A 22,440-nucleotide genomic window follows, 5' to 3' on the forward strand; every position below is an offset into this window, starting at 1 on the left:
TTAATAGATAGGTATAGGGTTAATACATGTCTTCTCAGCCAGTTTTGAGTATTGTCGTTGCTGTATATAATGGTGAAAAATTTTTACCTCAGTTTTTTGATAGCTTAATTGCGCAAAAGTTAGAAAATTGGGAGCTGATTGTTGTAAATGACGGCTCTAAAGATAAAAGTGAAGATATCATTAAGTCTTATGCAGATAAATTTGTACATTTGAAAGTGCTTTATCAAGAAAACCAAGGTGTCTCAGTTGCTCGTAATACGGGGATGGCTGAGGCTACGGGAAAATACATTACATTTCCTGATATTGATGATGAAATTAGCCCACAAATGTATGGGCGTTTATTAGAAATCGCATTATCAAATGACCTCGATGTTGCAACTTGTAATGGGACTTATGTTTATACTAATGGCGATGCTCCAAAGGCAATTTTCCCACCGAATAAAGTCCCGTCAACTGGGGTGATTTCAGGCCCTGAGTGGCTTGAAATTGGCTTAAGTTCACGCAAGTTTTTGCATGTAACTTGGCTGAATTTATATCGTTTAGACATGTTGCGCCAACACAAATTTTTCTTTGAGCCCAAATTACATCACCAAGACATTCCTTGGACAACAGAAGTGTTGCTCGTAGCAAAGCGCGTGCAATTTATTAATGAACAATACTATCGATATTTAATCCATAACCAATCTGTTTCACACTCATTGAGTGGTGATGAGCGCTCAGTCCGTAAGATAAAAACCTATTTGAAGATTATTGATATGCTGTTAAATATTTACCAGCGTTATCCTGAACAAGTTAAACAAGCCCCTGCTTGTTTATGGCAGGTAGGAAAGGAAGGCTTAGGGGTGATTCAAGCGCTATTAGCCATCAAATCACCAGATGTACAGAAGGAAATGGTACAACTATTTTTTGATAAGGGTTATTGGCAAATTGTGTGGGCGCATGCAACTACAGTAAAATTAAAATGGCGATTAATTAGACGTTACACAAAACTAAAAGAAATTATCAAATCATAATTTACTGAAAAGGTAGCTATTTTTATAGGCTACCTTTTTTGTTTCTATTTTGCTAATTGCTTTAGAGAAGCAATAAACATATCCCATAACTTTGGGTTATCTAACTTTGTAGCGACTTGCGTGTGGCAATCTGCTTTAGCGGGGTGGCGAAAGTCAGTCACCGTCATACCCGTTGTTAAAGCACCTTGCAGTTCGATATCAATCGGAGCTTTAATCGTTTCCATTATGGATGGGTCGATAACATAAGCAACAGCACATAGGTCGTGGACAGGGGCATGGTTAGTATAGCCATTACGTCTGCGGTAACCTGCAGTGTAGTAATTTAGGGATTCAACAACAAAATCACTTACAGGTGTATTTAACGCTGCAATTGTTCCCATTATTTGGTCGTCTGGCTTTGCTTGATGTGTAAGATCTAACCCAATCATAGTGATAGGCCAAGTTTCATTAAACACGATATGAGCAGCCTCAGGGTCTATAAGGATATTGAATTCAGCGACTGCAGTTCGATTGCCTGTATGGTAGCCTCCTCCCATTAAAACAACTTCTTTTACTAATTCTACAATTTCAGGTGCTTTTCTCACTGCCAAAGCAATATTTGTTAGCCCCCCAATAGGAACGAGAGTAATTGTTTTAGGCGGATGTGATTTGAGTGTATCAATAATTAGGTCAACAGCATGGCGCTGATCAATAGGGAGCTTGGGATCGGGGAGATGAGTACCGTCAAGGCCTGTTGTACCATGAACTTCTGGCGCAGTCTGTATTGTTCTCACTAGTGGCCTAGAGCAACCTGCGGCGATAGGGATATCATTTGCACTAACGAATTCCATAATTGCGCGTGCGTTATGAGTAACTTTATCTAATGTTTGGTTTCCGACGACTGTAGTTACCGCAAGTAACTCTATATTTGAATTGCCTAATGCTAAGAAAATTGCCATTGCATCATCGTGGCCGGGGTCACAATCGATAATAATTTTATTGTTAGACATTATTTCTCCATTTATTAGGTTATTTACGTTTAATTGACATAATATATGGATATATTTATTTTTATGTGATGTAAGTTCTATTTTTATGAATACTAATGTAATGAAATTATTCATTAGGGTTACTAATGGAGAGTGATGTGATTAACATATTAATAACAATCGTGTTGAGTTTATAAAGATAATGTGTTCTTTATGTAGTTTTAAGCAATATAAATGAAACCGCCCAGATGGTTTTATTAACGACTTAATGATTGAGGAGGCAGAATGGAGAACTATCTAGAAAGATTACCTGATGTTATTGATTCTGTTGCAACTAATCAGTTTTATCCTAATTTATTATCATGGTTGTCTTCACTTATTGCATTCGATAATGCGATTGTTTACTCCTTTGAAAAAGGAGCTCCACCTCGATTTCTTTCCAAAGTAGAGCGCCGTAATAGCGATAGTATTAACAGAATCTATCAACGAGGTGCTTATTTAATGGACCCATTCTACCAAGAAATCCAAAAAGGCGGGGCTTCTAAAGTATTAACACTAAAAGAACTCGCACCTAAAGGATTTTATCATACAGACTATTATCTCAATTTTTATCGTAAAACAGGGTGGTGCGATGAGGCAGGGTTGCTGTTAGATATTTCAACTAATAGGCAGTTAGGTATTTTTTTTGGTAATGAAGATAGGCCTTTTTTCTCGGAAAAATATACGCAAGCGCCACTTAAAGACGCCTTCGATATCATTCGTAGTATGGTCAAACTTCATAAAGATGTTTCTCCTTCTTCGGTGTCGAATCACTACCAAAATACAGACATGCAAACACGATTTGGGTTAACACCGAGAGAGTGTGAAGTTGTCGAATTAATCTTAGCGGGCAAAGGTTCACCACAAATTGCACAGGCACTTTTCATTAGTTTAGGGACAGTGAAAAATCACCGTAAGAATATCTATCAAAAATTAAGTATTAATTCACAGGTTGAATTATTTAACTTATTAATGAATAGGTTAAGCTAAGTATAATGTGTTTTTATATTTATTTTAACCTAATGATTTAAAAGTGTTTTATGGCTGTTATCTTTTTTATTGCTGCGTTATTTTTTTGTTTTTGTCTAGATGACCTTAATAAACTAAAATTCAATTAATAATCATCATTATTAATATGGTAATAGTTGTATAACTAATTGTTTATAATCTTATATTTTTTGATTTTATAAATTTTATTATAATTTAAATATTCTACTTGCATCACAATTGTTAACTTTGTGTTTCGAATGTCCCTAAAGGGATATGTAATTGTTAATGTAAGGTTAAGATAATCAGGTTATCGAAAGATACTAAACAGGGTATCCATAATGAATAACCAAGTAGAATCATTAACTTACTATGCTGCGACTAAGAAATATGACTTACGTTTTCCTACATTAAAGGAAGATCTTGATGTTGACGTCGTGATTATTGGTGGCGGCTTTTCTGGGATCCATACCGCACTTGAGTTGTGTGAGAAAGGGGTTACCAATATCGCTATTTTGGAAGGACGGCATCTTGGCTACGGTGGCTCAGGGCGTAATGGCGGCCAAGTGATGGCGGGTATTGGTCATGATATCGATGCAATTAAAAAATATGTCGGGCCAGAGGGTTTAGAAACAATTTTTAAACTCAGTAATATGGGCGCAGGGATCATGCGTGATCGCATCGCTAAATATGATATTGATGCAGACTTTTGCCGTGGTTATGCATACTTAGGAAGCAATAAGCGCCAAGAAAAGACCTTGCGTAGTTGGCTAAAAGATTTCAAGTCTGTCGATCCTGAGGAAGAAATTGAATTTTACAGTGGCTCAGAACTAAAACAGATTATTGGTTCTGATGCTTATACCTGTGGTATCAAACACATGGGCGGTGGGCATGTACATTCATTGAACTTATTGTTAGGTGAAGCGAAAGCGGTTAGTGAAATATATGGCGCTAAAATATTTGAGAATAGCCAAGTATTAAATGTTGAGTATGGTAATACCATCAAGGTTAGAACTGCGATGGGAACGGTCAAAGCACAAAAAATGCTGTGGGCTTGTGATTCATTTTTAAATGGCCTTGAGCCGACGATTTACCCTAAGACCATTAATACTTATGCATATCAATTAATGACGGAAGAGCTGCCTGATGAATTGATCGAGCAAATTAGCCCAATCCGTGGTGCTTATAGTGATATTCGTCCAGTTATTGATTACTACCGAGTGACGAATGAAAATCGCCTCTTATTCGGCAGTTCAACGCATTTTCTTGAATACATTCCATCTGACCTTAAAGCATGGAATCGTAACCTAATGCTAAAAGTCTTTCCTTACCTCAAAGACGTCAAAATTGAATTAGCTTGGGGTGGACCAATGGCATGTAGTGCAAATTTATTTCCACAAATTGGTTCATTACCACAACATAAAAATGTGTTTTATGCACAGGGCTATTCAGGTTTTGGTGTTACGCCTAGCCAGATTGTGTGCAAAGTCCTGGCTGAAGGGATGGTAGAAGGTTCTCATCGTTATGACTTAATGAGTTCTATCCCGCACGCCAATATTATTGGTAAAGATAGCATGCGTAATGTGATTGTTTCACTGGCAAAAATAATGCATCAAACATCCGGTTATTGGCAAGGTCGCCGTTAATTCGTTATCCGCCTAACTAGTTTATTTAAATCGATTAAAGGTAAAAAAATTATGATTAGTCCATTACTGTTAAACAAACCACTGCCAGAACTATTAAATATTGGTAGCGTGACAAATTTAGGTTCTGTGGTTGTTGAAGGCGACCCTCAAGCGAGTGTTGCGATGATCCACGGTGAACCAACGGATAATCTAACCTGTGGTATTTTTGCTTGCACTAAAGGTAAGTTCAAGATGGTGTATCCATTTGATGAAATGGCGACAGTCCATGAAGGTTCGGTGAAGTTAACGGATGTGAAAACTGGTGTGACGGTTGAATACCATAAAGGCGATACATGGTTTGCTGCGAAAGGTACTGAAGTTTTATGGGAAATTGATACACCACGCTTCGTAAAACATTACCTAGCTTGTGTAAATGCCTAATTAGTTTCTATTGAGTGGAGTTATAACAATGAGTGAGTTAACCCTATTACCAGAAGTCAGCGAGTTCTTGAAGCGTCAACACGGCCATTTTATCAACGGGTTACCGGTTTCTGGCAAGGGCGATACTTTTTTTGATGTTGTTAACCCTGCCACTGAACAGGTTATTGCTAAAGTAAAAGAAGGGACTTTAGCCGAAGTTGATGCCGCAATGGATGCGGCTCATACCGCATTTAAAGGGGTTTGGGCAAATACCACACCAATGGAAAGAGGGAATTGCTTAAACCGCCTTGCTGATCTACTTGAAAAACACCTTGAAGAATTAGCCCAGCTAGAGACGTTATGTTCAGGTAAAACCATTCAATTATCTCGTTTTCTTGAAGTGGGCTCATCTGCCCAGTTCTTGCGTTATTTTGCCGGTTGGGCGACAAAAATCAGTGGAGAGACATTGAATGTCTCATTGCCTTCTTTTAATGGTGAGAAATATTCTGCATTTACTCAGCGTGAACCCGTTGGCGTTGTCGCCGGTATCATTCCTTGGAATTTTTCGATCATGATTTCCATTTGGAAATTAGCCGCCGCTTTAACATGCGGTTGCACGATTGTGTTGAAACCAAGTGAATTTACCCCGCTAACTATGCTAAGGGTGGTGGAATTAGCGAAAGAGGCAGGGGTACCTGACGGTGTAATTAATATCGTGAATGGTGGTGGTCGTGAAGTTGGGCCTGCACTGATTCATCATCCACTTTGTTCTAAAGTGACATTTACGGGTTCAGTACCAACAGGTCTGGCGGTAGGGCGCTCAGCGATGGAAGGTAAATTAACCCGAGTCACACTTGAACTTGGTGGGAAAAACGGCGCTGCATTCTTAGCTGACCTACCGGTTGAAAAAATTGTTAATGGGATTATTGAAGCGGGATATCTAAACCAAGGGCAAATTTGTGCAGCTGCTGAGCGGTTCTATATTCCCTCTAAATTGATGGATGAAGTACTAGCAGAACTAAAAACGCGTTTGTCTGCGATGAAAGTGGGTTCTCCATTAGATGAAACAACCGAAATGGGGCCGCTGGCAAATAAAGCGCATTATGAAAAAATCTTAGGTCTATTTGAAAAAGCTCGCCAAGATGGCAGTGAAATTATTTATGGTGGTCAGCCCATTGCAGGTGCTGGGTATTTTGTGCCTCCAACCATTATTCGTGCTAATAGCCCAAATGATGTATTGATGAAAGAGGAAACATTTGGGCCAATAGGGACTTTCTTAAGCTACGATGATGAAGAAGAACTTATTGAGATGATGAATAGCACTCCATTTGGTTTAGCTGCGAGTTTATGGACAAATGATCTCAGTAAAGCGATGCGTATGATTTCACGCATTGAAGCGGGAACCGTATGGGTGAATATGCATACCTTCCTTGACCCAGCAGTCCCATTTGGTGGTGTTAAATCATCGGGTATTGGCCGTGAATTTGGTAGCGCCTTTATTGAGTATTACACAGAGTTAAAATCTGTCATGGTGCGTTATTAGTGTTCGATTTATATTTAATTAATCAACATTTCCCGGCCATCGTGCCGGGTTTTTTGTATTTCAATACAGGGAAAGTAAAAGCGTGAGTTATGAAGAAGGTTGATAATGATTAATTGTCGAAAAAGCGATGAAAATAGATGCCGTAGGTGGTCGTTAAACAAATTAGAGCTTTTCTTGGCGAATGATAAACCCTGATGATACAAGCTCGGTTCGGTTTGTCACATTCGCTTTAGTGAAGATATTGCGTAAGTGAGTCTTCACTGTTGATAGTGAAACTCCCAATAATAATGCAATTCGCTTATTACTTGCGCCTTCCCGTACTAAATGGATGATTTCTTGTTCTTTAGGGGTATAAGACACTAGCGAGTCGGGTAACACATCGAATGTCATTAGTTCAGCGACAGGCAAGATAGCATTTAATCGCATGATTTCTTGCTGGCTAAATGGGCTGTCTCGCAGCACCGAAATCCCCGCAATAATTTTATTTTTACGGCGAATAAATATTTCTGCCATATCAGCCATGTTATTTGGCTGCATAAAATCATGGAAAAAAGCCTGATTTTGTTGGCGTATTTCAGAATCCATTCTCACTAAGCGTAAGTCATCACTGCGAAAATGGTCAGGGTGCAAAGGGTCTAATTGGTGAAAATAAGTGAGATATTCTTCGTGCATTTTTGCTGAGATCCCATGAAGAACGTAGTTATCTGGCTGGCAATGATCATTTACAAGGTAATACACCAATGCGGAAACCGGAATAATATGAGCAATGGTATTTAGGCAGCAATCAATTAATGTTTGTTGATGAGGCTCGAATAATGGTGAAGTCATCATATTCCCTTGCGTATTAATCGAATTATTATCATGCCTCTTAATGCGTTTAACATAAAATAAACATATTAATAACGTGAAGTTGATAACAGTATTTAAAACTGATGAAAACCCCATCAATATTGATTTGGTGCTTTTTGGTATCTTTAGGGAGTTGTTTATTAATATATTAATGAGTAATTTATTTGCTACATATTGATATTACTTTGATTATTTTTTTTGCCCTTCAAAATATGGGTACTTTTCGCGAGTTGCATTTTATTTCCCCTCTCTCTAGGTATCGTTCTTTAGGACGATAGCAGCTTGTTTAGGCTTATTTCTATAGTGGATATGTAGTTACTTTGTTTTTACAAAAAATTCACATTTATGGCTGAGTAGAGAGTGAGAGGGATGTAAAATGAATTTATCCTCAAAATTGTCGACACATTTAGAAAAAGGGAAAGTTGGCTTTCCGACCACATTGGCGAGTTCTGCCGGCTTGATTATGGCTAGCCCCGTTATTTTAACCGTTACGAGTGGATTCGGTATTGGTGGTGATACATTCGCCCTAGCGGTGTTATTCAGCTTCATTATGATGCAAGCTCAGCTAACCACATTTTCGGAGGCTGCGGCTATTCTACCAACTTCAGGGTCGGTATATGACTATATATCGTGTGGAATGGGGCGTTTTTGGGCGATAACTGGCGCACTTTCGGCTTATTTGATTGTGCATGTGTTTGCAGGAACTGCCGAAACGATCCTTTCAGGAATTATGGCGCTCGTTAACTTTGAGCATCTCAATACTGTCCTAGAGACCAGTAATTCATCTTGGATGGTCGGCGTGGGATTAGTTGTCACGTTTGGGATTTTAAATGCATTTGGTATTGAGGCCTTTGGTAAGGTCGAGGTTGTACTGACATTCGCCATGTGGTCTACGTTAGTGATTTTTAGTGTGAGCGGTTTGATGTTGCCGTTTCATGTCGATATGGACGGCTGGTTTGGTCAGCCACTCAATACGGATCCAACGCTCATCCTTAGTTTTGTGGGGATGGCAATGTTTATGTTTGTTGGTTGTGAACTTGTTACTCCAATGGCGCCTGAAATTAAAAATTCTGCCAAGGTGATCCCTCGCGCGATGACCACGGGTTTATTCTGCGTCGCACTCTGTATGGTGTTATTCGGTGCAGCTCTAGCGAACCAAGTGGAAAATGTGGTCGTTGACCCGCAAACAGGCACACGCTTACTTGAAACACCGATGGCAATCCCTGCATTCGCTGAAATTGTCATGGGTGAGTTTGGGAAGTATTGGATAGGTGTCGCATTATTATTGGCTGGTGGAGCAACCATTAATACGTTAATGGCAGCGGTTCCTCGTATTCTTTATGGAATGGCGCTTGATGGGGCATTGCCACGTATTTTTGCTTATTTGCATCCGCGTTTCAAAACCCCGGTATTCGGTATTTTAGTCGCTGTGATGATCCCATGTTTGCACGCTTTTGCTATTCAAGGTGACCTTGACCGTATCATTCCATTGGTACTGGCGGCAGTGTGTTCTTGGGGGACGGCTTACTTGTTGGTAACGATTTCAGTGGTGTTATTGCGCATTCGTCGACCTGACTTACATCGTGCCTATCGTTCGCCTTTTTTCCCTATACCGCAAATTATTTCGAGTGTCGGAATTATTTTAGCTATTGTGTATATCACTCCTCCTGGCATGAATAAGTCGGATGTCTATATTCCCTTTGCCATTATGTTAGGTTTAACAGCAGGATATGCATTAATTTGGACTGTTTTCGTACAGAAAGTTAACCCATTTAAACCTGTAGATGTTGAATCCGTTTTATCGAATTCCTTTGCTGATGAAGAAATGGAAGGAGGCCAACTTGAGCCATTACGTAACCTCGCCTAAACCATCTTTGTGGGAAAGAATCGGTAAGCTCACTCAGCAACGTTTGCCTGCCGGATATCAAACAGGATTGACACTTAACCGTGTTGAAAAGGACATGGCGCCTTATCCATGTGAGTGGGGAGCACCCGGAGTGCTCCTTGTACAGCCTCAGCCTGAGCTAACCATTGAGGTAACTGAGCGACCAAGAAAATTGTTTCTCGCTTTTATCGTATATAGCCGCTTTGCGGTATTTGGCAAGTGTGCTGATAATATCAATGCAAAAATTGAAGTAAAAACCCGTGGGAGTATAAAGAAAAAACATATCCATTTTGTATCGAAACAAATGGATGGTCATAAAGTTATCGAGTGGTTGAATGAATACCCCGTTATTCGGCAAACATTAGAAGAGCTGGAATTTAATCATTGCAAGATAGAGTTTAGCAGTGGCCGTTGGCGTTGTGAAATAGAGCCTTATACGGCATCAGAAATGGTGAGCCGCATCCCAGCGACTCGTCGTTATTTGAGATTAATACAAAAACAACGTTATTATTTATTGAGTGCGCTGCAGTTAATTAACCAACTGATGGAAAAACGTGCTGTGAGCCATTGAGTTTAAAAGAGTTTTTTGATAGTAATAATTATTATCAATTGACTTGCTGGAATTTGATGTGAAATCTTTGCCTCTTTTAGGTTGTATGTTGTTGTCATCTGCTGCAATGGCAACGCATTCTGACTGCATACGTTTATCTGAGCTTTCCTTTGCTGAAGGGGTGCATGATAGCGAAGGTCATAGTTGCTTATCTTTTGAAGTATCACAGCAAGATTTTATAAAACAACGTGGTGAAGGTCTTTCCAAGGTCCTGTTATTGGATTCCAATAAGCAGCCAGTGCGTGCATTGCAAGAGTATGGTTCAGTACAAGAGCCCCATAGCGCAGATTATGTAGTATCAGAAAATGGGGTTTATTATCTAGCGTTGAATGGTGAGCCGGGTAAACCTTGGCAATTAAAGTTTGACATCAGCCAGTATCAGCCTTTAGCCATTAAAAAAGATAATGAACCTATTAGCCCGATGCTACAAAGTTTGCTTGATGAACATTATCAAAATGGTGATACAAGCGCATTTTGGCAAGCTGTCGCCGCGCAAGGAACCCCCCTGCTTGAGGCGTTTTCAAATCGACAAAAACGCGTGACATTTCTTTGGCGTGGCGCGAAAGCAAATGCCTATATTCTAGGGGCGCCGTCAGGTAATCACGAAAGAATGGCCCACTTGGCGGGAACGGATATTTGGTATCGTTCTTTTATCATTCCTAATGATACGTTATCACAATATAAAATTGCACCGGATATACCTTCTGTGCCTGAGGGCGGCTTTGCTCAACGTAAAGCGATTTTAGTCACAGCGCAGTCTGATCCTTATAATTCTCATGTTATTCCTTCGCAACGCGTCGATAAATATAACCGTTTTTCGTTGTTATCATTGGTACCGAACATACGCCAATGTCACTTCCCTGATGTAGAAAACAGGCAGATTAAAGGCCGTTTAGAGACATTTACGTTGACGAGCCAGGTATTAAAAAACGAAAGAAAAATAACGGTTTATCAGCCTAATATATCAATGAAAGCTCCGGCGCTATTGGTGTTATTAGATGGGCAAATTTACCTGAAAGACTATCAGATGGAGAAATTCTTTGATAAGTGGATAAATCAGGGGAATTTTCCTGCTATGAATATTGTATTTGTGGATAGCATCAATTCAGTGCGTCGTGGTGATGAGCTTCCTCCTAATGATGCCTTTCCTAAGTTGCTGGCGGATGAACTTATGCCCCAACTCGCGGAAATGGGAATTCAAGCACCTGCAAGCCATACGATTATTGCGGGTTCCAGTTATGGAGGGCTTGGGGCGGCATGGAATGCGTTACAGCATCCTGAAGTTTTCGGTAATGTCATTAGCATGTCAGGATCTTATTGGTGGGCTCCGAAGGATAAAGACCCTGAATGGTTGATTCGTGAAATCGAAATGATGCCAACACAACCGATCCGTTTTTTCCTTGAGGCTGGCCTTTTTGAACAACGTGGTAGTTGGGGGGGAATTATTCAAAACCACTACCGGTTATTCGATGTTCTAAAACATAAAGGTTATCAAGTTGATGCCATTGAACTCCCTAGCGGGCACGACTACGTTTCTTGGTGTGAAACACTTTATGAGGGAACAAACCAACTTGCGTCACAATGGTAAATAGCCCTAATGCTCATTCACAAAAAGCAGCTTATATTTAGTTGCTTTTTCACATTTATGACTAACGTCGTCATTTCGCCATAAAAGCGTCATTCAACTGTCATCTGGCTCCTTTAGCATGCCTTTCATTATTTGAAATATACATCTTCTCTTTTCATTATTGATTGGCAAGGAAACAGTTATGACTGGTAATTTTATGAAATCCCTTTTAGCTGTCACGGTAAGTACTTTAATTTTGGGGAGTACAGTCCCTGCCTACGCGGCTGATAAAAATGATGCGGTGTCAGAAAATCGTGCAGCGCAAGGTGATATCACCAAATTTGGTGGTGCGCGTCGTTTAGCGACAGAGCAAACTGATATCATGAAAGCCGCACTTCACAATGGCCAAGCCAAAAATGTGATTTTATTTATTGGTGATGGTATGGGTGACTCTGAGATTACTGTTGCTCGTAACTATGCAGAAGGCGCTTCAGGGTTCTTTAAAGGTATCGATGCCTTGCCAATCACAGGCCAATATACCCATTATGCGTTAGATAAAAAAACACAAAAACCCGACTATGTAACTGACTCTGCGGCGTCTGCCACCGCGTGGTCTTCCGGTGTGAAAACCTACAATGGTGCATTAGGGATTGATGTATTTGGTAATGATCATGAAACATTAATTGAGATAGCTAAACGTAATGGTAAAGCGACGGGTAACGTCACAACTTCCGAGATTCAAGATGCAACGCCTGCTGCGCAATTTTCGCATGTGAGTGCGCGTAAATGTTATGGCCCTGAGGAAACAACAGAAAAATGTGCGGCTAACGCGCTAGAAAATGGCGGTCGTGGTTCAATTTCAGAACAACTGTTGGTAACTCGTCCTGATGTCACGCTTGGTGGTGGCGCTAAGAGCTTCAAACAAGAAGCAAAGGCGGGTGACTACAAAGGCAAAACTCTGGAACAACAGGCTATTGAGCGTGGGTACAATATTGTGCGTGATGCTAAAACATTAGATAGCATCAAAGTCGCAAATCAAGATAAACCCGTTCTGGGATTATTCCATGATGGTAACATGACCGTTGCATGGGAAGGCCCGAAAGCGGTTCACTACGGTAATATCAACAATGCGCCATTGGAATGTAAACCGAATGCGAAGTTAGACCCTAATGCACCAACATTGGCTCAAATGACGAAAAAAGCGATTGAGCTGTTAGAAGTCAACCCAAATGGTTTCTTCTTGCAGGTTGAAAGTGCCTCTATCGATAAGCAAGACCATAAAGCAAACCCATGTGGCCAAATTGGTGAAACTGTTGCTCTCGACCAAGCTGTACAAGTCGGCTTAGATTTCGCTAAAAAACATGGTGATACATTAGTTATCGTGACTGCTGACCATTCACATTCAAGCCAAATTATTCCAGAAGGAACAAAATCAACGGGCTTAACGCAAGCGTTGATTACTAAAGACGGCTCTGTGATGGTGGTAAATTACGGTAACTCTGAAGAAGATGATTCTCAAGAGCACACCGGTGCTCAGTTACGTGTGGCGGCTTATGGCCCACATGCGGCAAATGTAATGGGTCTAACTGACCAAACTGATTTGTTCTTTACCATGCGCGATGCAATGGGATTGAAGCAATAAACCAACCCTGTAGTGAAAATTCTCCGCAATAGGATGTTGCGGGGGATTTTTTTATTTTCTAGTATATTTTCTCCTTATTTTTCAACCGTTCCTCAATAAACTTACTAAATATTTGCACTTCTTTTTTTATCCGTTATCTTGAGAAATTGAATCATCTGATAACAATAAATGTGCTTCTTCATAGGCACAAATAATGAGAATGGCATAATGAGAGAAGTTCGCGAACTACAACGAGATGAAATCCCATCTGTTTGGTCTATCGACCGCACTGAATTAATTGAAAACCTTTATCTGTATCAAAATGGCGAATTGGTGCTATCCAAACAACGGTTTGATATGAAAGGTTGGCCAGAAGGTGAACCTGAAGCCTATACCCCTCATTTGTTGGAAAGTTATGACCAAGGGGCGATATTTCTTGGGGTTTTTGAGCAGGGCAAGCTAATTGCTGCTGCAAGTTTAGATAATGTGTGGCGCGGTGAGCAAAAAAATTTACTGCAATTATCTTTCCTGCATGTGAGCCACTCGTACCGTGGCCAAGGTTTAGCAGGGATGTTATTCCAACAATGCGCTGAAATAGCGATGCAAAAAGGGGCAAAGGGCTTATATATTTCTGCGACGCCTTCAGAAAATACAGTGCATTTTTATCAACACCTAGGCTGCACCTTAATTGCACAACCTGATCCTGAATTATTTGCATTAGAGCCCGAAGATATTCATTTTATTTATCTATTTTCGTAATTTTTTATTTTGTAAAATAAGTGTTAATTTATAGGGAGTGGAATAAAAAAAGCATTGAAATTTACTAAAAACTAGATATTATTGATAATCATTATCATTTAAGAGTGTTGAGGTCACTATGCCAACTAGCATATCAAAAACCACAGGTTTAAAGCGTATAGGCGCTGGCCTTTGGGGAGTCTTTGCTGTGATATTGTTGAGCATTGCTTATGTACTCAATAATATGGGCTTAGATAATATAAAAATCATTATGATTATCATGATGGTAGCAACTGCAGGGATGTTATTTAATCGCGGTTCTCGTCGTTTATTGATTATCCCAGCTGTGATTTCACTTGCATGTTTTATGATGGCCTTTGTACTACAAAGGTAGCTCTATAATCTAATTAATAATTAAATAGAACAGAAGAAAGTGGTATCGAAAGATATTGATAATTGAATGGTATTCAATATAACGGTTTATTCAAATGATTTACTATTGTCTTATAGTAAATAGTCAGATAAGGCAGTGTTAGCATTACAGAGAAGGTCAAAAGGGCAAGATGTTATAAAAAAATGACTGACCAGTGGTGCGAAAGGGGGGACTTGAACCCCCACGTCCGAAGGACACTAACACCTGAAGCTAGCGCGTCTACCAATTCCGCCACCCTCGCAATACTGTCACATCAATAATACTGTCACATCAATACTACATTAATGTGATTTATCCAAAGTTAGTGGTGCGAAAGGGGGGACTTGAACCCCCACGTCCGAAGGACACTAACACCTGAAGCTAGCGCGTCTACCAATTCCGCCACCCTCGCATGCCTAACTCAATTTTGATACAACGATACTTTTTACCTGCTAATGAGGTGGTGCGGATTTTAGGCTAATTTCGACGAACGTCAATAATTTTTTTATGAAGTATTTTTTGATTGATGAAAAAATGGCCGGTGAAGGATCACCAGCCAATGAGAAGCATGATAAATTGTGCTTTAGCCTAAATTACTCGTGTATAAATTAACGCTTAACTGCTTGGTAAACTTTAAATTTTCCCGTTTTTGCAAGTACTTCGTGACTACCAAAAGCTTTATCGAGTAAATCAGGGTATGGTAAGAAAGCATTCGCAACGATCCGCAAGCGGCCCCCTTTTTTCAGGTATTTAGGGGCTTGGTAAATCATATTTTCAACCGCACGATAACTGGTGTTTAGGCCATCATGGAATGGCGGGTTAGAAATAATCCAATCAAATTTATCGTTAATATCTGAGTAGGCATCACTAGCGATGACTTTACCAGTCAGTTTATTGGCCTCAAGAGTGGATGCTGCGGAATCTAGTGCAGACGCACTGACATCACTTAAGGTAAGTTTGATCTCTGGGTTTTGTGAGCCGATCACCGCGGCAATCACCCCGTTACCGCAAGCAAGATCAAGCAGATCACCACTCATTGGATCGGTTAATGTTGATAACAGTAGGTCACTACCGATATCAAGCTCATTATGGCTAAACACCCCTGGTAATGCGTTAATTCTAACATTATCAAGTTCATAATGACGCCACCAGCGAGCAATATCAAAGGTGGTTGGTTGCTCTAATTCACCATAGTACAAGCCACAGCGACGTGCGGAGTCAATTTTTTGTAAGTTAGCGATCCCCTCCATAATGGATTCGGCGCTTTTAACACCACTGCGATTCTCACCGACGATAAAAATTTGGCTACCCGCAGCAAGATGAGTACAAAGGTCATCGAGTTGGAAACAGGCTTCTTGCTTGTTTTTTTGCCAAAAATAAATGAGAGTATCGCAAGGCTGGATAAATTCCGCAGGCGTAGTGGCAGAGAATAACGCCATATCTCCCATTAACGGCTGTAAACGCTGCCAGTGATGATACTGGTTGGTGATGACACGAACACTAGCCGCTTCTAAGGTTGCAGCGAGCTCATCCTGAATGTCACCGGCCAAAATGACATGACGATCTGTAAAATGTTCGAGATGGCGTTGAATAACTTCGCTGGCAGGTGTCAGTAATGACATATTCTGTCAATCTCCTAAAATAATAAAAAAACCGATGACATCTTACCAAAGATAAGAGAAATAGCATTGCTCTGTTGGCGCTATTGATCCCCTTTGATAAGATGTGGTTGTAAAATTGCGACTGGAAAATCAAATGACACGACGTGACAGGCTTTTAGAACAACTGGGGATCACTCAATGGATGGTGAGAAATCCTGCCGTGTTACGTGGTGAGCGTGGTGTAAGGATCCCAGCGTCGACTAAGCTTATTATTATTACTGATGAGAACCTTGATTTAAATAGCCAATTGCTAAAAGATATTTTTCTTTCCATGAATATTGCACAGGACGATGTGGTTTGTGTAAATTCAGAGCAACTAGGTTTAATCCCAACACCAATAATAACACCATGTTGGGTATTAGGTGATGAAATCCAGCCTGAAGGTTCAAAAATCATGTTTACTTCACCCGTTTTGTCTGAGCTAAGTACAAGCTGTAGCGCTAAACGGGCACTATGGAAACAAATTTATCAATATGATGAAAATTTCAACACTAAAGCAATCTGATCTCGCAACTGCGTACTTAATTGAGAAGTTGAGCCATGATTTTCCATGGACTGAGCGAGTTTTTTATGGGAACCAAGGGGAAAAGTACCATAACATAAAAATATCTGTTAATAATCAAATTGTTGGTTATGCAATAACACAGTGTGTTCTTGATGAAGCGACGCTGTTTAATATTGCCATACACCCTGATTACCAAGGGAAAGGCTATGGCCGTTTGTTGCTAGAACAGCTCATTGAAGAACTCGTAAAGAAAGGTATTCTCACGTTATGGTTAGAAGTGAGGGAATCAAATGCATCTGCTTTGCATCTATACGATAAGCTAGGTTTTCACCAAGTGACGGTGCGTAAAGATTATTACCCCGCCAAAAAAGGCCGAGAAGATGCTTTAGTACTTGCTTTGACTCTATTTTCTGATGAATAAATTTAAGTAACGAATAATTTATTATTAATATAATTAAAACCCCAATATGTGTCATAACATATTGGGGTTTTGTGCTTTTATGGACGACTATTTTTCAATTTCAGGAAGAATAGGTTTATTAATTAGTTGGATATTATCTTTTAACTCTTTTTTTGCCGCAGCTTGTGCGTTAACTTCTTCATTGAGGCCTTTATATGTGGAATAACACATAATTAGCATCATGATGGATAACGGTACAGCCATGGCGACCAGTGCAGATTGCAAACCAGATAATCCGCCGGTCATAATTAGTACGATCGCGATTGCTGCAATAATGACACCCCAAATGGTTTTAGTGACATGAGACGGATTTGGGTTCCCATTTTCACTGACCATTCCCAGTACAAATACCGCCGAGTTAGCTGATGTGATAAAGAAAATCAGTACCAAGGCAATAGCTAAGACACTAATAAATGTCGATGCAGGGAAATAATCTAAGAACTTAAACAGTGCAGATGTGACATCGGTTTTTACAGCATCTGCTAGTGCGGTTTGCCCTAAGTTTTGAATTAAATGGATGGCAGAACCGCCCATAACTGCAAACCATGCAAAAGCACTTAATACAGGAATAAATACTGCGCCAATCATAAATTCTTTAATTGTTCTTCCTTTCGATATACGCGCCACAAAGCTGCCCACTAACGGTGCCCATGCTATCCACCAACCAAAGTAAAACAGTGTCCAGTTAGCAATCCAAGTACCGTCATTATAGGGTTCAGTACGAAATGACATACTGACAAAATTTTGGACGTAGTCTCCAATACCTTGGAATAAAACTTTTAAGATAGTTTGGGTTGGACCAGATAGAAAGATAAATGCCATTAATCCGAGAGCAAGTATGATATTTAAGTTTGATAGATGTTTTATTGCCCCTTGTAATCCGGAAATCGTCGAAGCAATATAAACAACAGTAATAATAGCAATCAAACCAATTTGTACATAAATACTAATGGGCAATCCCCATAAGTAATTCATACCACTGTTAACTTGTAGTGTACCAAAGCCTAATGATGTGGCGATACCAATGACGACGGATAACATCACCAATATATTGATCCATTTCCCGACAGAGCCGTAGATCCGATCCCCAATCAATGGATAGAAAACAGAGCTGAGTGAAGATGGTAGTTTTTTTCTAAATTGGAAATAGCCTAAAGCTACACCGACAAGCGCATAACAGGCCCATGCAGAAACACCCCAATGCAGATAGACATATTGCATGGCTGCTTTAGCAGACTGTTCTGTTGAACCTTGGCCAATCGGCGGGCTGATATAATAGGAAACAGGCTCTGCTACCCCCCAGAACATCAAACTTATACCAATTGAGGCACTGAATAACATCGCAATCCAAGTGACTGTACGGTATTCCGGTTTGTCATTATCATCGCCAAGGCGTATGTGACCAAATTTGGAAAAACCAAGAAACATACAGAAGCTGAAAAAGATAAAAACGGAACCTAGAATAAACCAACCTAGATTGTTATAGATAAAACTTAAGGCGGAATTTGAAAAAGCTTCCAGCTTATCAGGAATAAATGCACCAAAACTGATTAACGCTAGGCTAAAAGCTAGCGACACGTAAAATACGGATTTTTTGTTATTCATCATACCTCTTCTCCAGTTGCTCACTTATTTTTCTTTTATGAGAGTTGGCTTGCAGGGAATACTCGTTGTGTTTTAAGGATACTTTTTTATTAGATGCTACTTTTGGTTTACAAAGAATAGCCATGCAAAGATTGTGCAGTCAACAAGAAATTAACCAATTATTAACAGGTGAGTTAAGGGTGATTGATTTAACTGATTGTTATTATTAACTTAATCGTTTTTGGTTAAAAAATTATCAATATTTCATTTGATCATTAATGCGATCTGCATTAACATTCCCAAAAAAGATGTTAACTATAAGTTTACATAAGTGAGGGCAATTATGAGCAATGCAGCTAAAGTCATTTCGATTAATGATCACCTTGATATTGATAACGCATGGACAATCCCTGCGCGTTATTACACGTCTAATGATGTTTTTGAGTATGAAAAAGAAAAAATATTTGCTAATTCATGGGTTTGTGTCGCTCATGTTAGTGAAGTAAAAGAAAAAAATTCCTATATCACTCGTGAGCTCATTGGCGAAAGCCTTGTGATTGTTCGTGGTCGTGATGATGTATTACGTGGTTTTTATAATGTATGTCCACACCGTGGACACCAGTTGATCAGCGGCGAAAGTGGCAAAGTCAAAAATGTGATTACTTGCCCTTACCACGCGTGGGCATTCAAGCTAGATGGCCAATTAGCACATGCGACTAATTGTGAAAATGTGAATAATTTTGAAGCCGATGCAATGTCATTAAGTAGCTTCCATGTTATTGAACATGCAGGGTTTATCTATGTAAATATGACTGTAGGTGATCCTCAGCCTATTGAAGAGCAACTTCCTGGCTTAGCCGAAAAAATGCAAGAAGCTTGTGGAGTCATTAGCGATTTAAAATTGGCAGCGCGTTTTGTTAGCCATACTCCTGCTAATTGGAAAACTATCGTTGATAACTATATTGAATGTTATCACTGCCCAACCAATCATGTGAGTTTCGCCAGTTCCGTGGATGTCAACGTATACGAACACCAATTATTGGATAATTGGACTGTTCAAATTGGCAAGGCAAAACCCTCTGAATCCTCCTATCAGTTTGATGAATCTGTTTTAGACCCACGTTTCTTCGGTTTTTGGATTTGGCCAAGCACCATGTTCAATATGCCTCCAGGCGGGGATTTCATGACGGTAATTTATGAGTTTCCAGTGAACGCAGGGGAAACCTTGCAGCACTATGATATTTATTTCCTCAATGAAGAACTGACTGAATATCAGAAAAACTTAGTGGAATGGTATCGCACCGTATTCCGCCCAGAAGATCTGCGCTTGGTAGAAAGTGTACAAAAAGGATTACGCTCACGGGGTTATCGTGGCCAAGGCCGCATTATGGCAGATAGGCAACGTAGCGGGATCAGCGAGCACGGCGTTGCCCATTTCCATAAAATCGTCGCTGGTGCGCACACTGAGTAATCACGTTATTTATTATAAAAATAAAAGGAGAAGTCACAAATGCATCATTTAACTCACCCTGCACTATTTCGTCAGTTATGTTACATCAATGGGCAATGGGTTGATTCAGATAAAAAAATCCCTGTGACTAATCCTTTTGACCAATCTGTGCTGGGAACGATCCCCAGCCTGTCGGCCACACAAGTAAATGAGGCGATTGAATCTGCGTATTCTGCGATGGAAGGCTGGAGTAAGCTGACAGCGAAAGCGCGTTCTATCATTTTACGTCGCTGGTTTGAGCTGATTGAAGCCCATGTTGACGATCTCGGGCGTTTAATGACTCTCGAACAAGGTAAGCCACTGCATGAGGCAAAAGGTGAAATTCGTTATGCCGCGTCATTTATTGAATGGTTTGCGGAAGAGGGAAAACGTGTTTATGGGGAGACTATCCCTCAAACGGTGGGAAGTAACCGTCTTTCGACAATCAAGCAGCCGATCGGTGTTTGCAGTGCGATTACGCCATGGAATTTTCCCGCAGCGATGATCACTCGTAAAGCGGCTCCAGCACTGGCTGCGGGTTGCAGTATTGTTATCAAACCCGCGACAGAAACGCCTTTTACTGCACTCGCCTTAGCGCAGCTGGCTGATGAGGCGGGTATCCCCGCTGGGATATTTAACGTCATTACTGGGGACTCTCGCGTTCTAGGGGAACGCCTAACTAAACATGAGCTTATCAGTAAATTTTCGTTTACCGGTTCAACACAAGTTGGGCGAATATTGTCTGAGCAGTGCGCATCAACGATTAAGAAAACCTCACTCGAACTGGGGGGGAACGCGCCTTTTATTGTCTTTGATGATGCAGACATTGATAAAGCGGTAAAGAGTGCGGTTCAAGCGAAATTTCGTAATGGTGGGCAAACTTGTGTTTGTGTGAACCGTTTTTATGTTCAAGATGCGATTTTCGATGAATTTCAGACCAAGTTCGTTACAGAAGTCGCCAAATTGCAAGTCGGTAATGGTCTTGAAGCCAGTACCGACATTGGGCCGATGATCACAACACGTGCTATCGATGGGATGAATGAGTTATTGCAAGATGCATTAGCGAAAGGCGCTCGTCAATTAACCTTAGGGAATGAAGTCACTGAGTATGGCAATTTCTTTAATCCCAAAGTCCTTGTTGATGTTGATGATTCAATGAAGATTGTTCATGAAGAAATATTTGGTCCCATTGCAACATTGATTCGTTTTAGTGATGAAAATGAAGTGATTACTCGCGCCAATAATACGATTTATGGCTTAGCGGCTTATTTCTTTTCTCGTGATGTTAGCCGTGTTTATCGTGTTGCTGAAAAGCTACAAAGTGGCATGGTCGGTATTAATACAGGCTTGATTTCTAATGAAGTTGCTCCCTTTGGAGGTGTGAAGCAATCAGGTCTAGGAAAAGAAGGCTCTCGATATGGTATTGAGGATTATTTAAGTACTAAGTATCTGTGTTTAGATATTGAATAATAAGAGAGGCACTGTGATGAACCAACAAAAAATTGCAGTCAATGTCAGTCGAATTGAGCAAATTAGCCCAAATATCAAAATGTTCGAATTTACTGCACAAGAGGGCACGCTAATGCCTTTTAGTGCAGGCAGTCATGTCACCGTTCATATGGGCGAGCAGGCTGGTTTGCAACGTGCATATTCGTTAATCAGCGACCCGCAGCAGTGTGGCAGCTATTGTATTTCTGTCTTGCGTGATGAAAACTCGAAAGGTGGTTCTGCATTTATGCATGAGCAGCTATCGCCAGGGGATAGCTTGTATCTGTCCCCAGCACAGAATTTTTTCTCGTTAGCACCGGATAACCAATGTAAGCATATTTTGATCGCCGGTGGGATTGGGATCACGCCTTTTCTCTCTTATCTCTATGAATTAGAAGAAAATGGAATGGATTTTGAACTTCATTACTGTTTTCGTGATAGTACAACGGCGGCATTTCTTGAACATTTACAACAGCGTATTGGCTCGCGTTTATTTCTTTATGACGGTAGCCAAGGGCAGCGAATGTCTGTCGAACAGTTAGTTAAAGCACAAGGAAGTAATAGCCATCTGTATGTATGTGGCCCTCAATCATTAATTAATGAGGTGATTGAAAAGGGTCATCAGCACTTGGGTGAATCACAGGTTCATTTTGAAAATTTTGGCGAAGTTGCCAGCGAAGGGGACTCATTTGAAGTCTATTTCCAACGCTCAGGCTTTAGTTTAGAAGTCGGTAAAGATGAGTCTATTTTGCAGGTAATCGAAGCAGATAAGCGCATTAACGTGGAATGTTTATGCCGTAATGGGGTTTGTGGAACTTGCGAAACTGCAATACTTGAGGGAGAAGCTGATCATCGTGACCACTACCTCGATGATGATGAAAAAGCTGAGCAGAAAACGATGATGTTGTGCGTTTCTCGAGCTAAATCTAAACGATTAGTCCTTGATTTATAATCAAAGTTGCCCCGCTTAGGCCAT

At 40.3% G+C, this 22,440-nt stretch carries 20 protein-coding genes and 2 tRNA genes; 16 read left to right on the plus strand and 6 right to left on the minus strand.

Annotated features, from left to right (window positions below; all coding sequences use genetic code 11):
- Nucleotides 1-26: 26 nt before the first annotated feature.
- Complete coding sequence (locus M1F25_RS02425; RefSeq protein ID WP_096865187.1) at nucleotides 27-1,013, plus strand: glycosyltransferase; 987 nt, start codon at nucleotides 27-29, stop codon at nucleotides 1,011-1,013.
- 44 nt (nucleotides 1,014-1,057) lie between these two features.
- Here M1F25_RS02425 and M1F25_RS02430 read toward each other — a convergent pair whose 3' ends face one another.
- Nucleotides 1,058-2,002, minus strand: coding sequence for a nucleoside hydrolase (locus tag M1F25_RS02430; RefSeq protein ID WP_181489197.1), 945 nt, complete (start codon nucleotides 2,000-2,002; stop codon nucleotides 1,058-1,060).
- A 264-nt stretch (nucleotides 2,003-2,266) separates the two neighbouring features.
- Between M1F25_RS02430 and M1F25_RS02435 the strand changes: the two genes are divergently transcribed.
- The 4 genes from M1F25_RS02435 to M1F25_RS02450 all read left to right on the plus strand — a co-directional run bounded on the left by M1F25_RS02435 (nucleotide 2,267) and on the right by M1F25_RS02450 (nucleotide 6,595).
- The gene (locus M1F25_RS02435; RefSeq protein ID WP_004905785.1) at nucleotides 2,267-3,010 is read left to right on the plus strand and encodes a helix-turn-helix transcriptional regulator; all 744 of its coding nucleotides are present in this window, start codon (nucleotides 2,267-2,269) and stop codon (nucleotides 3,008-3,010) included.
- A 338-nt stretch (nucleotides 3,011-3,348) separates the two neighbouring features.
- Nucleotides 3,349-4,653, plus strand: a complete 1,305-nt coding sequence (locus M1F25_RS02440) for an NAD(P)/FAD-dependent oxidoreductase (protein WP_112307778.1) — start codon at nucleotides 3,349-3,351, stop codon at nucleotides 4,651-4,653.
- A gap of 51 nt (nucleotides 4,654-4,704) precedes the next feature.
- Entirely contained in the window at nucleotides 4,705-5,073 is a 369-nt protein-coding gene (locus M1F25_RS02445) for a cupin domain-containing protein (protein WP_096865186.1), read from the plus strand.
- Nucleotides 5,074-5,101: 28 nt separating this feature from the next.
- On the plus strand, nucleotides 5,102-6,595 hold the full coding sequence (locus tag M1F25_RS02450; RefSeq protein ID WP_094962714.1) for an aldehyde dehydrogenase family protein: 1,494 nt from the start codon (nucleotides 5,102-5,104) through the stop codon (nucleotides 6,593-6,595).
- A 162-nt stretch (nucleotides 6,596-6,757) separates the two neighbouring features.
- Here M1F25_RS02450 and M1F25_RS02455 read toward each other — a convergent pair whose 3' ends face one another.
- On the minus strand, nucleotides 6,758-7,423 hold the full coding sequence (locus tag M1F25_RS02455) for a helix-turn-helix transcriptional regulator (RefSeq protein WP_094962715.1): 666 nt from the start codon (nucleotides 7,421-7,423) through the stop codon (nucleotides 6,758-6,760).
- Between the two features lie 397 nt (nucleotides 7,424-7,820).
- Here M1F25_RS02455 and M1F25_RS02460 point away from each other — a divergent pair, with 397 nt between their 5' ends.
- From M1F25_RS02460 to M1F25_RS02485, 6 genes are all read left to right on the plus strand, one after another.
- The gene (locus M1F25_RS02460; protein WP_094962716.1) at nucleotides 7,821-9,311 is read left to right on the plus strand and encodes an APC family permease; all 1,491 of its coding nucleotides are present in this window, start codon (nucleotides 7,821-7,823) and stop codon (nucleotides 9,309-9,311) included.
- Nucleotides 9,286-9,900 carry a DUF3156 family protein gene (locus tag M1F25_RS02465; RefSeq protein ID WP_226617023.1) on the plus strand — a complete coding sequence of 205 codons (615 nt, stop codon included), beginning with the start codon at nucleotides 9,286-9,288 and terminating at the stop codon, nucleotides 9,898-9,900. The genes M1F25_RS02460 and M1F25_RS02465 overlap by 26 nt, the downstream gene beginning before the upstream one ends.
- Nucleotides 9,901-9,958: 58 nt before the next feature.
- Nucleotides 9,959-11,527, plus strand: a complete 1,569-nt coding sequence (locus tag M1F25_RS02470; RefSeq protein ID WP_232058940.1) for an alpha/beta hydrolase-fold protein — start codon at nucleotides 9,959-9,961, stop codon at nucleotides 11,525-11,527.
- 181 nt (nucleotides 11,528-11,708) lie between these two features.
- Nucleotides 11,709-13,148 (plus strand): alkaline phosphatase, encoded by a 1,440-nt coding sequence (phoA, locus tag M1F25_RS02475; protein ID WP_004905768.1) that lies wholly within the window; start codon nucleotides 11,709-11,711, stop codon nucleotides 13,146-13,148.
- 207 nt (nucleotides 13,149-13,355) lie between these two features.
- Nucleotides 13,356-13,886, plus strand: a complete 531-nt coding sequence (locus M1F25_RS02480; RefSeq protein ID WP_181489199.1) for a GNAT family N-acetyltransferase — start codon at nucleotides 13,356-13,358, stop codon at nucleotides 13,884-13,886.
- Nucleotides 13,887-14,004: 118 nt separating this feature from the next.
- Nucleotides 14,005-14,259, plus strand: coding sequence for a DUF1435 family protein (locus tag M1F25_RS02485; RefSeq protein WP_164564541.1), 255 nt, complete (start codon nucleotides 14,005-14,007; stop codon nucleotides 14,257-14,259).
- 194 nt (nucleotides 14,260-14,453) lie between these two features.
- Here M1F25_RS02485 and M1F25_RS02490 read toward each other — a convergent pair.
- From M1F25_RS02490 to rsmC, 3 genes are all read right to left on the minus strand, one after another.
- A tRNA-Leu gene (locus tag M1F25_RS02490) sits at nucleotides 14,454-14,539 on the minus strand.
- 64 nt (nucleotides 14,540-14,603) lie between these two features.
- Nucleotides 14,604-14,689: transfer RNA gene (locus M1F25_RS02495), tRNA-Leu, on the minus strand.
- A 196-nt stretch (nucleotides 14,690-14,885) separates the two neighbouring features.
- Nucleotides 14,886-15,899 carry a 16S rRNA (guanine(1207)-N(2))-methyltransferase RsmC gene (gene rsmC / locus M1F25_RS02500; protein WP_181489201.1) on the minus strand — a complete coding sequence of 338 codons (1,014 nt, stop codon included), beginning with the start codon at nucleotides 15,897-15,899 and terminating at the stop codon, nucleotides 14,886-14,888.
- Between the two features lie 133 nt (nucleotides 15,900-16,032).
- Here rsmC and M1F25_RS02505 point away from each other — a divergent pair, with 133 nt between their 5' ends.
- Both M1F25_RS02505 and rimI read left to right on the plus strand, forming a co-directional pair.
- On the plus strand, nucleotides 16,033-16,443 hold the full coding sequence (locus tag M1F25_RS02505) for a DNA polymerase III subunit psi (RefSeq protein WP_102140297.1): 411 nt from the start codon (nucleotides 16,033-16,035) through the stop codon (nucleotides 16,441-16,443).
- Nucleotides 16,412-16,864 (plus strand): ribosomal protein S18-alanine N-acetyltransferase, encoded by a 453-nt coding sequence (gene rimI, locus M1F25_RS02510; protein WP_102140296.1) that lies wholly within the window; start codon nucleotides 16,412-16,414, stop codon nucleotides 16,862-16,864. The genes M1F25_RS02505 and rimI overlap by 32 nt, the downstream gene beginning before the upstream one ends.
- Before the next feature lie 87 nt (nucleotides 16,865-16,951).
- On the opposite strand, the gene M1F25_RS02515 is transcribed toward rimI, so the two are convergent.
- On the minus strand, nucleotides 16,952-18,511 hold the full coding sequence (locus M1F25_RS02515) for a BCCT family transporter (RefSeq protein WP_196725611.1): 1,560 nt from the start codon (nucleotides 18,509-18,511) through the stop codon (nucleotides 16,952-16,954).
- A 319-nt stretch (nucleotides 18,512-18,830) separates the two neighbouring features.
- Here M1F25_RS02515 and M1F25_RS02520 point away from each other — a divergent pair, with 319 nt between their 5' ends.
- Genes M1F25_RS02520 through M1F25_RS02530 form a run of 3 tightly spaced genes read left to right on the plus strand, consistent with a single transcriptional unit; the run spans nucleotide 18,831 to nucleotide 22,416 of the window.
- Nucleotides 18,831-19,958, plus strand: a complete 1,128-nt coding sequence (locus M1F25_RS02520; RefSeq protein ID WP_094962720.1) for an aromatic ring-hydroxylating oxygenase subunit alpha — start codon at nucleotides 18,831-18,833, stop codon at nucleotides 19,956-19,958.
- A 39-nt stretch (nucleotides 19,959-19,997) separates the two neighbouring features.
- A complete protein-coding gene (locus M1F25_RS02525; RefSeq protein WP_181489203.1) occupies nucleotides 19,998-21,446 on the plus strand; it encodes an NAD-dependent succinate-semialdehyde dehydrogenase in 1,449 nt (482 codons plus the stop codon).
- Nucleotides 21,447-21,462: 16 nt separating this feature from the next.
- The gene (locus M1F25_RS02530) at nucleotides 21,463-22,416 is read left to right on the plus strand and encodes a PDR/VanB family oxidoreductase (protein WP_181489205.1); all 954 of its coding nucleotides are present in this window, start codon (nucleotides 21,463-21,465) and stop codon (nucleotides 22,414-22,416) included.
- Nucleotides 22,417-22,440 lie beyond the last annotated feature (24 nt).

It is taken from the genome of Providencia sp. PROV109, assembly GCF_033681625.1.
Taxonomy (GTDB): domain Bacteria; phylum Pseudomonadota; class Gammaproteobacteria; order Enterobacterales; family Enterobacteriaceae; genus Providencia; species Providencia hangzhouensis.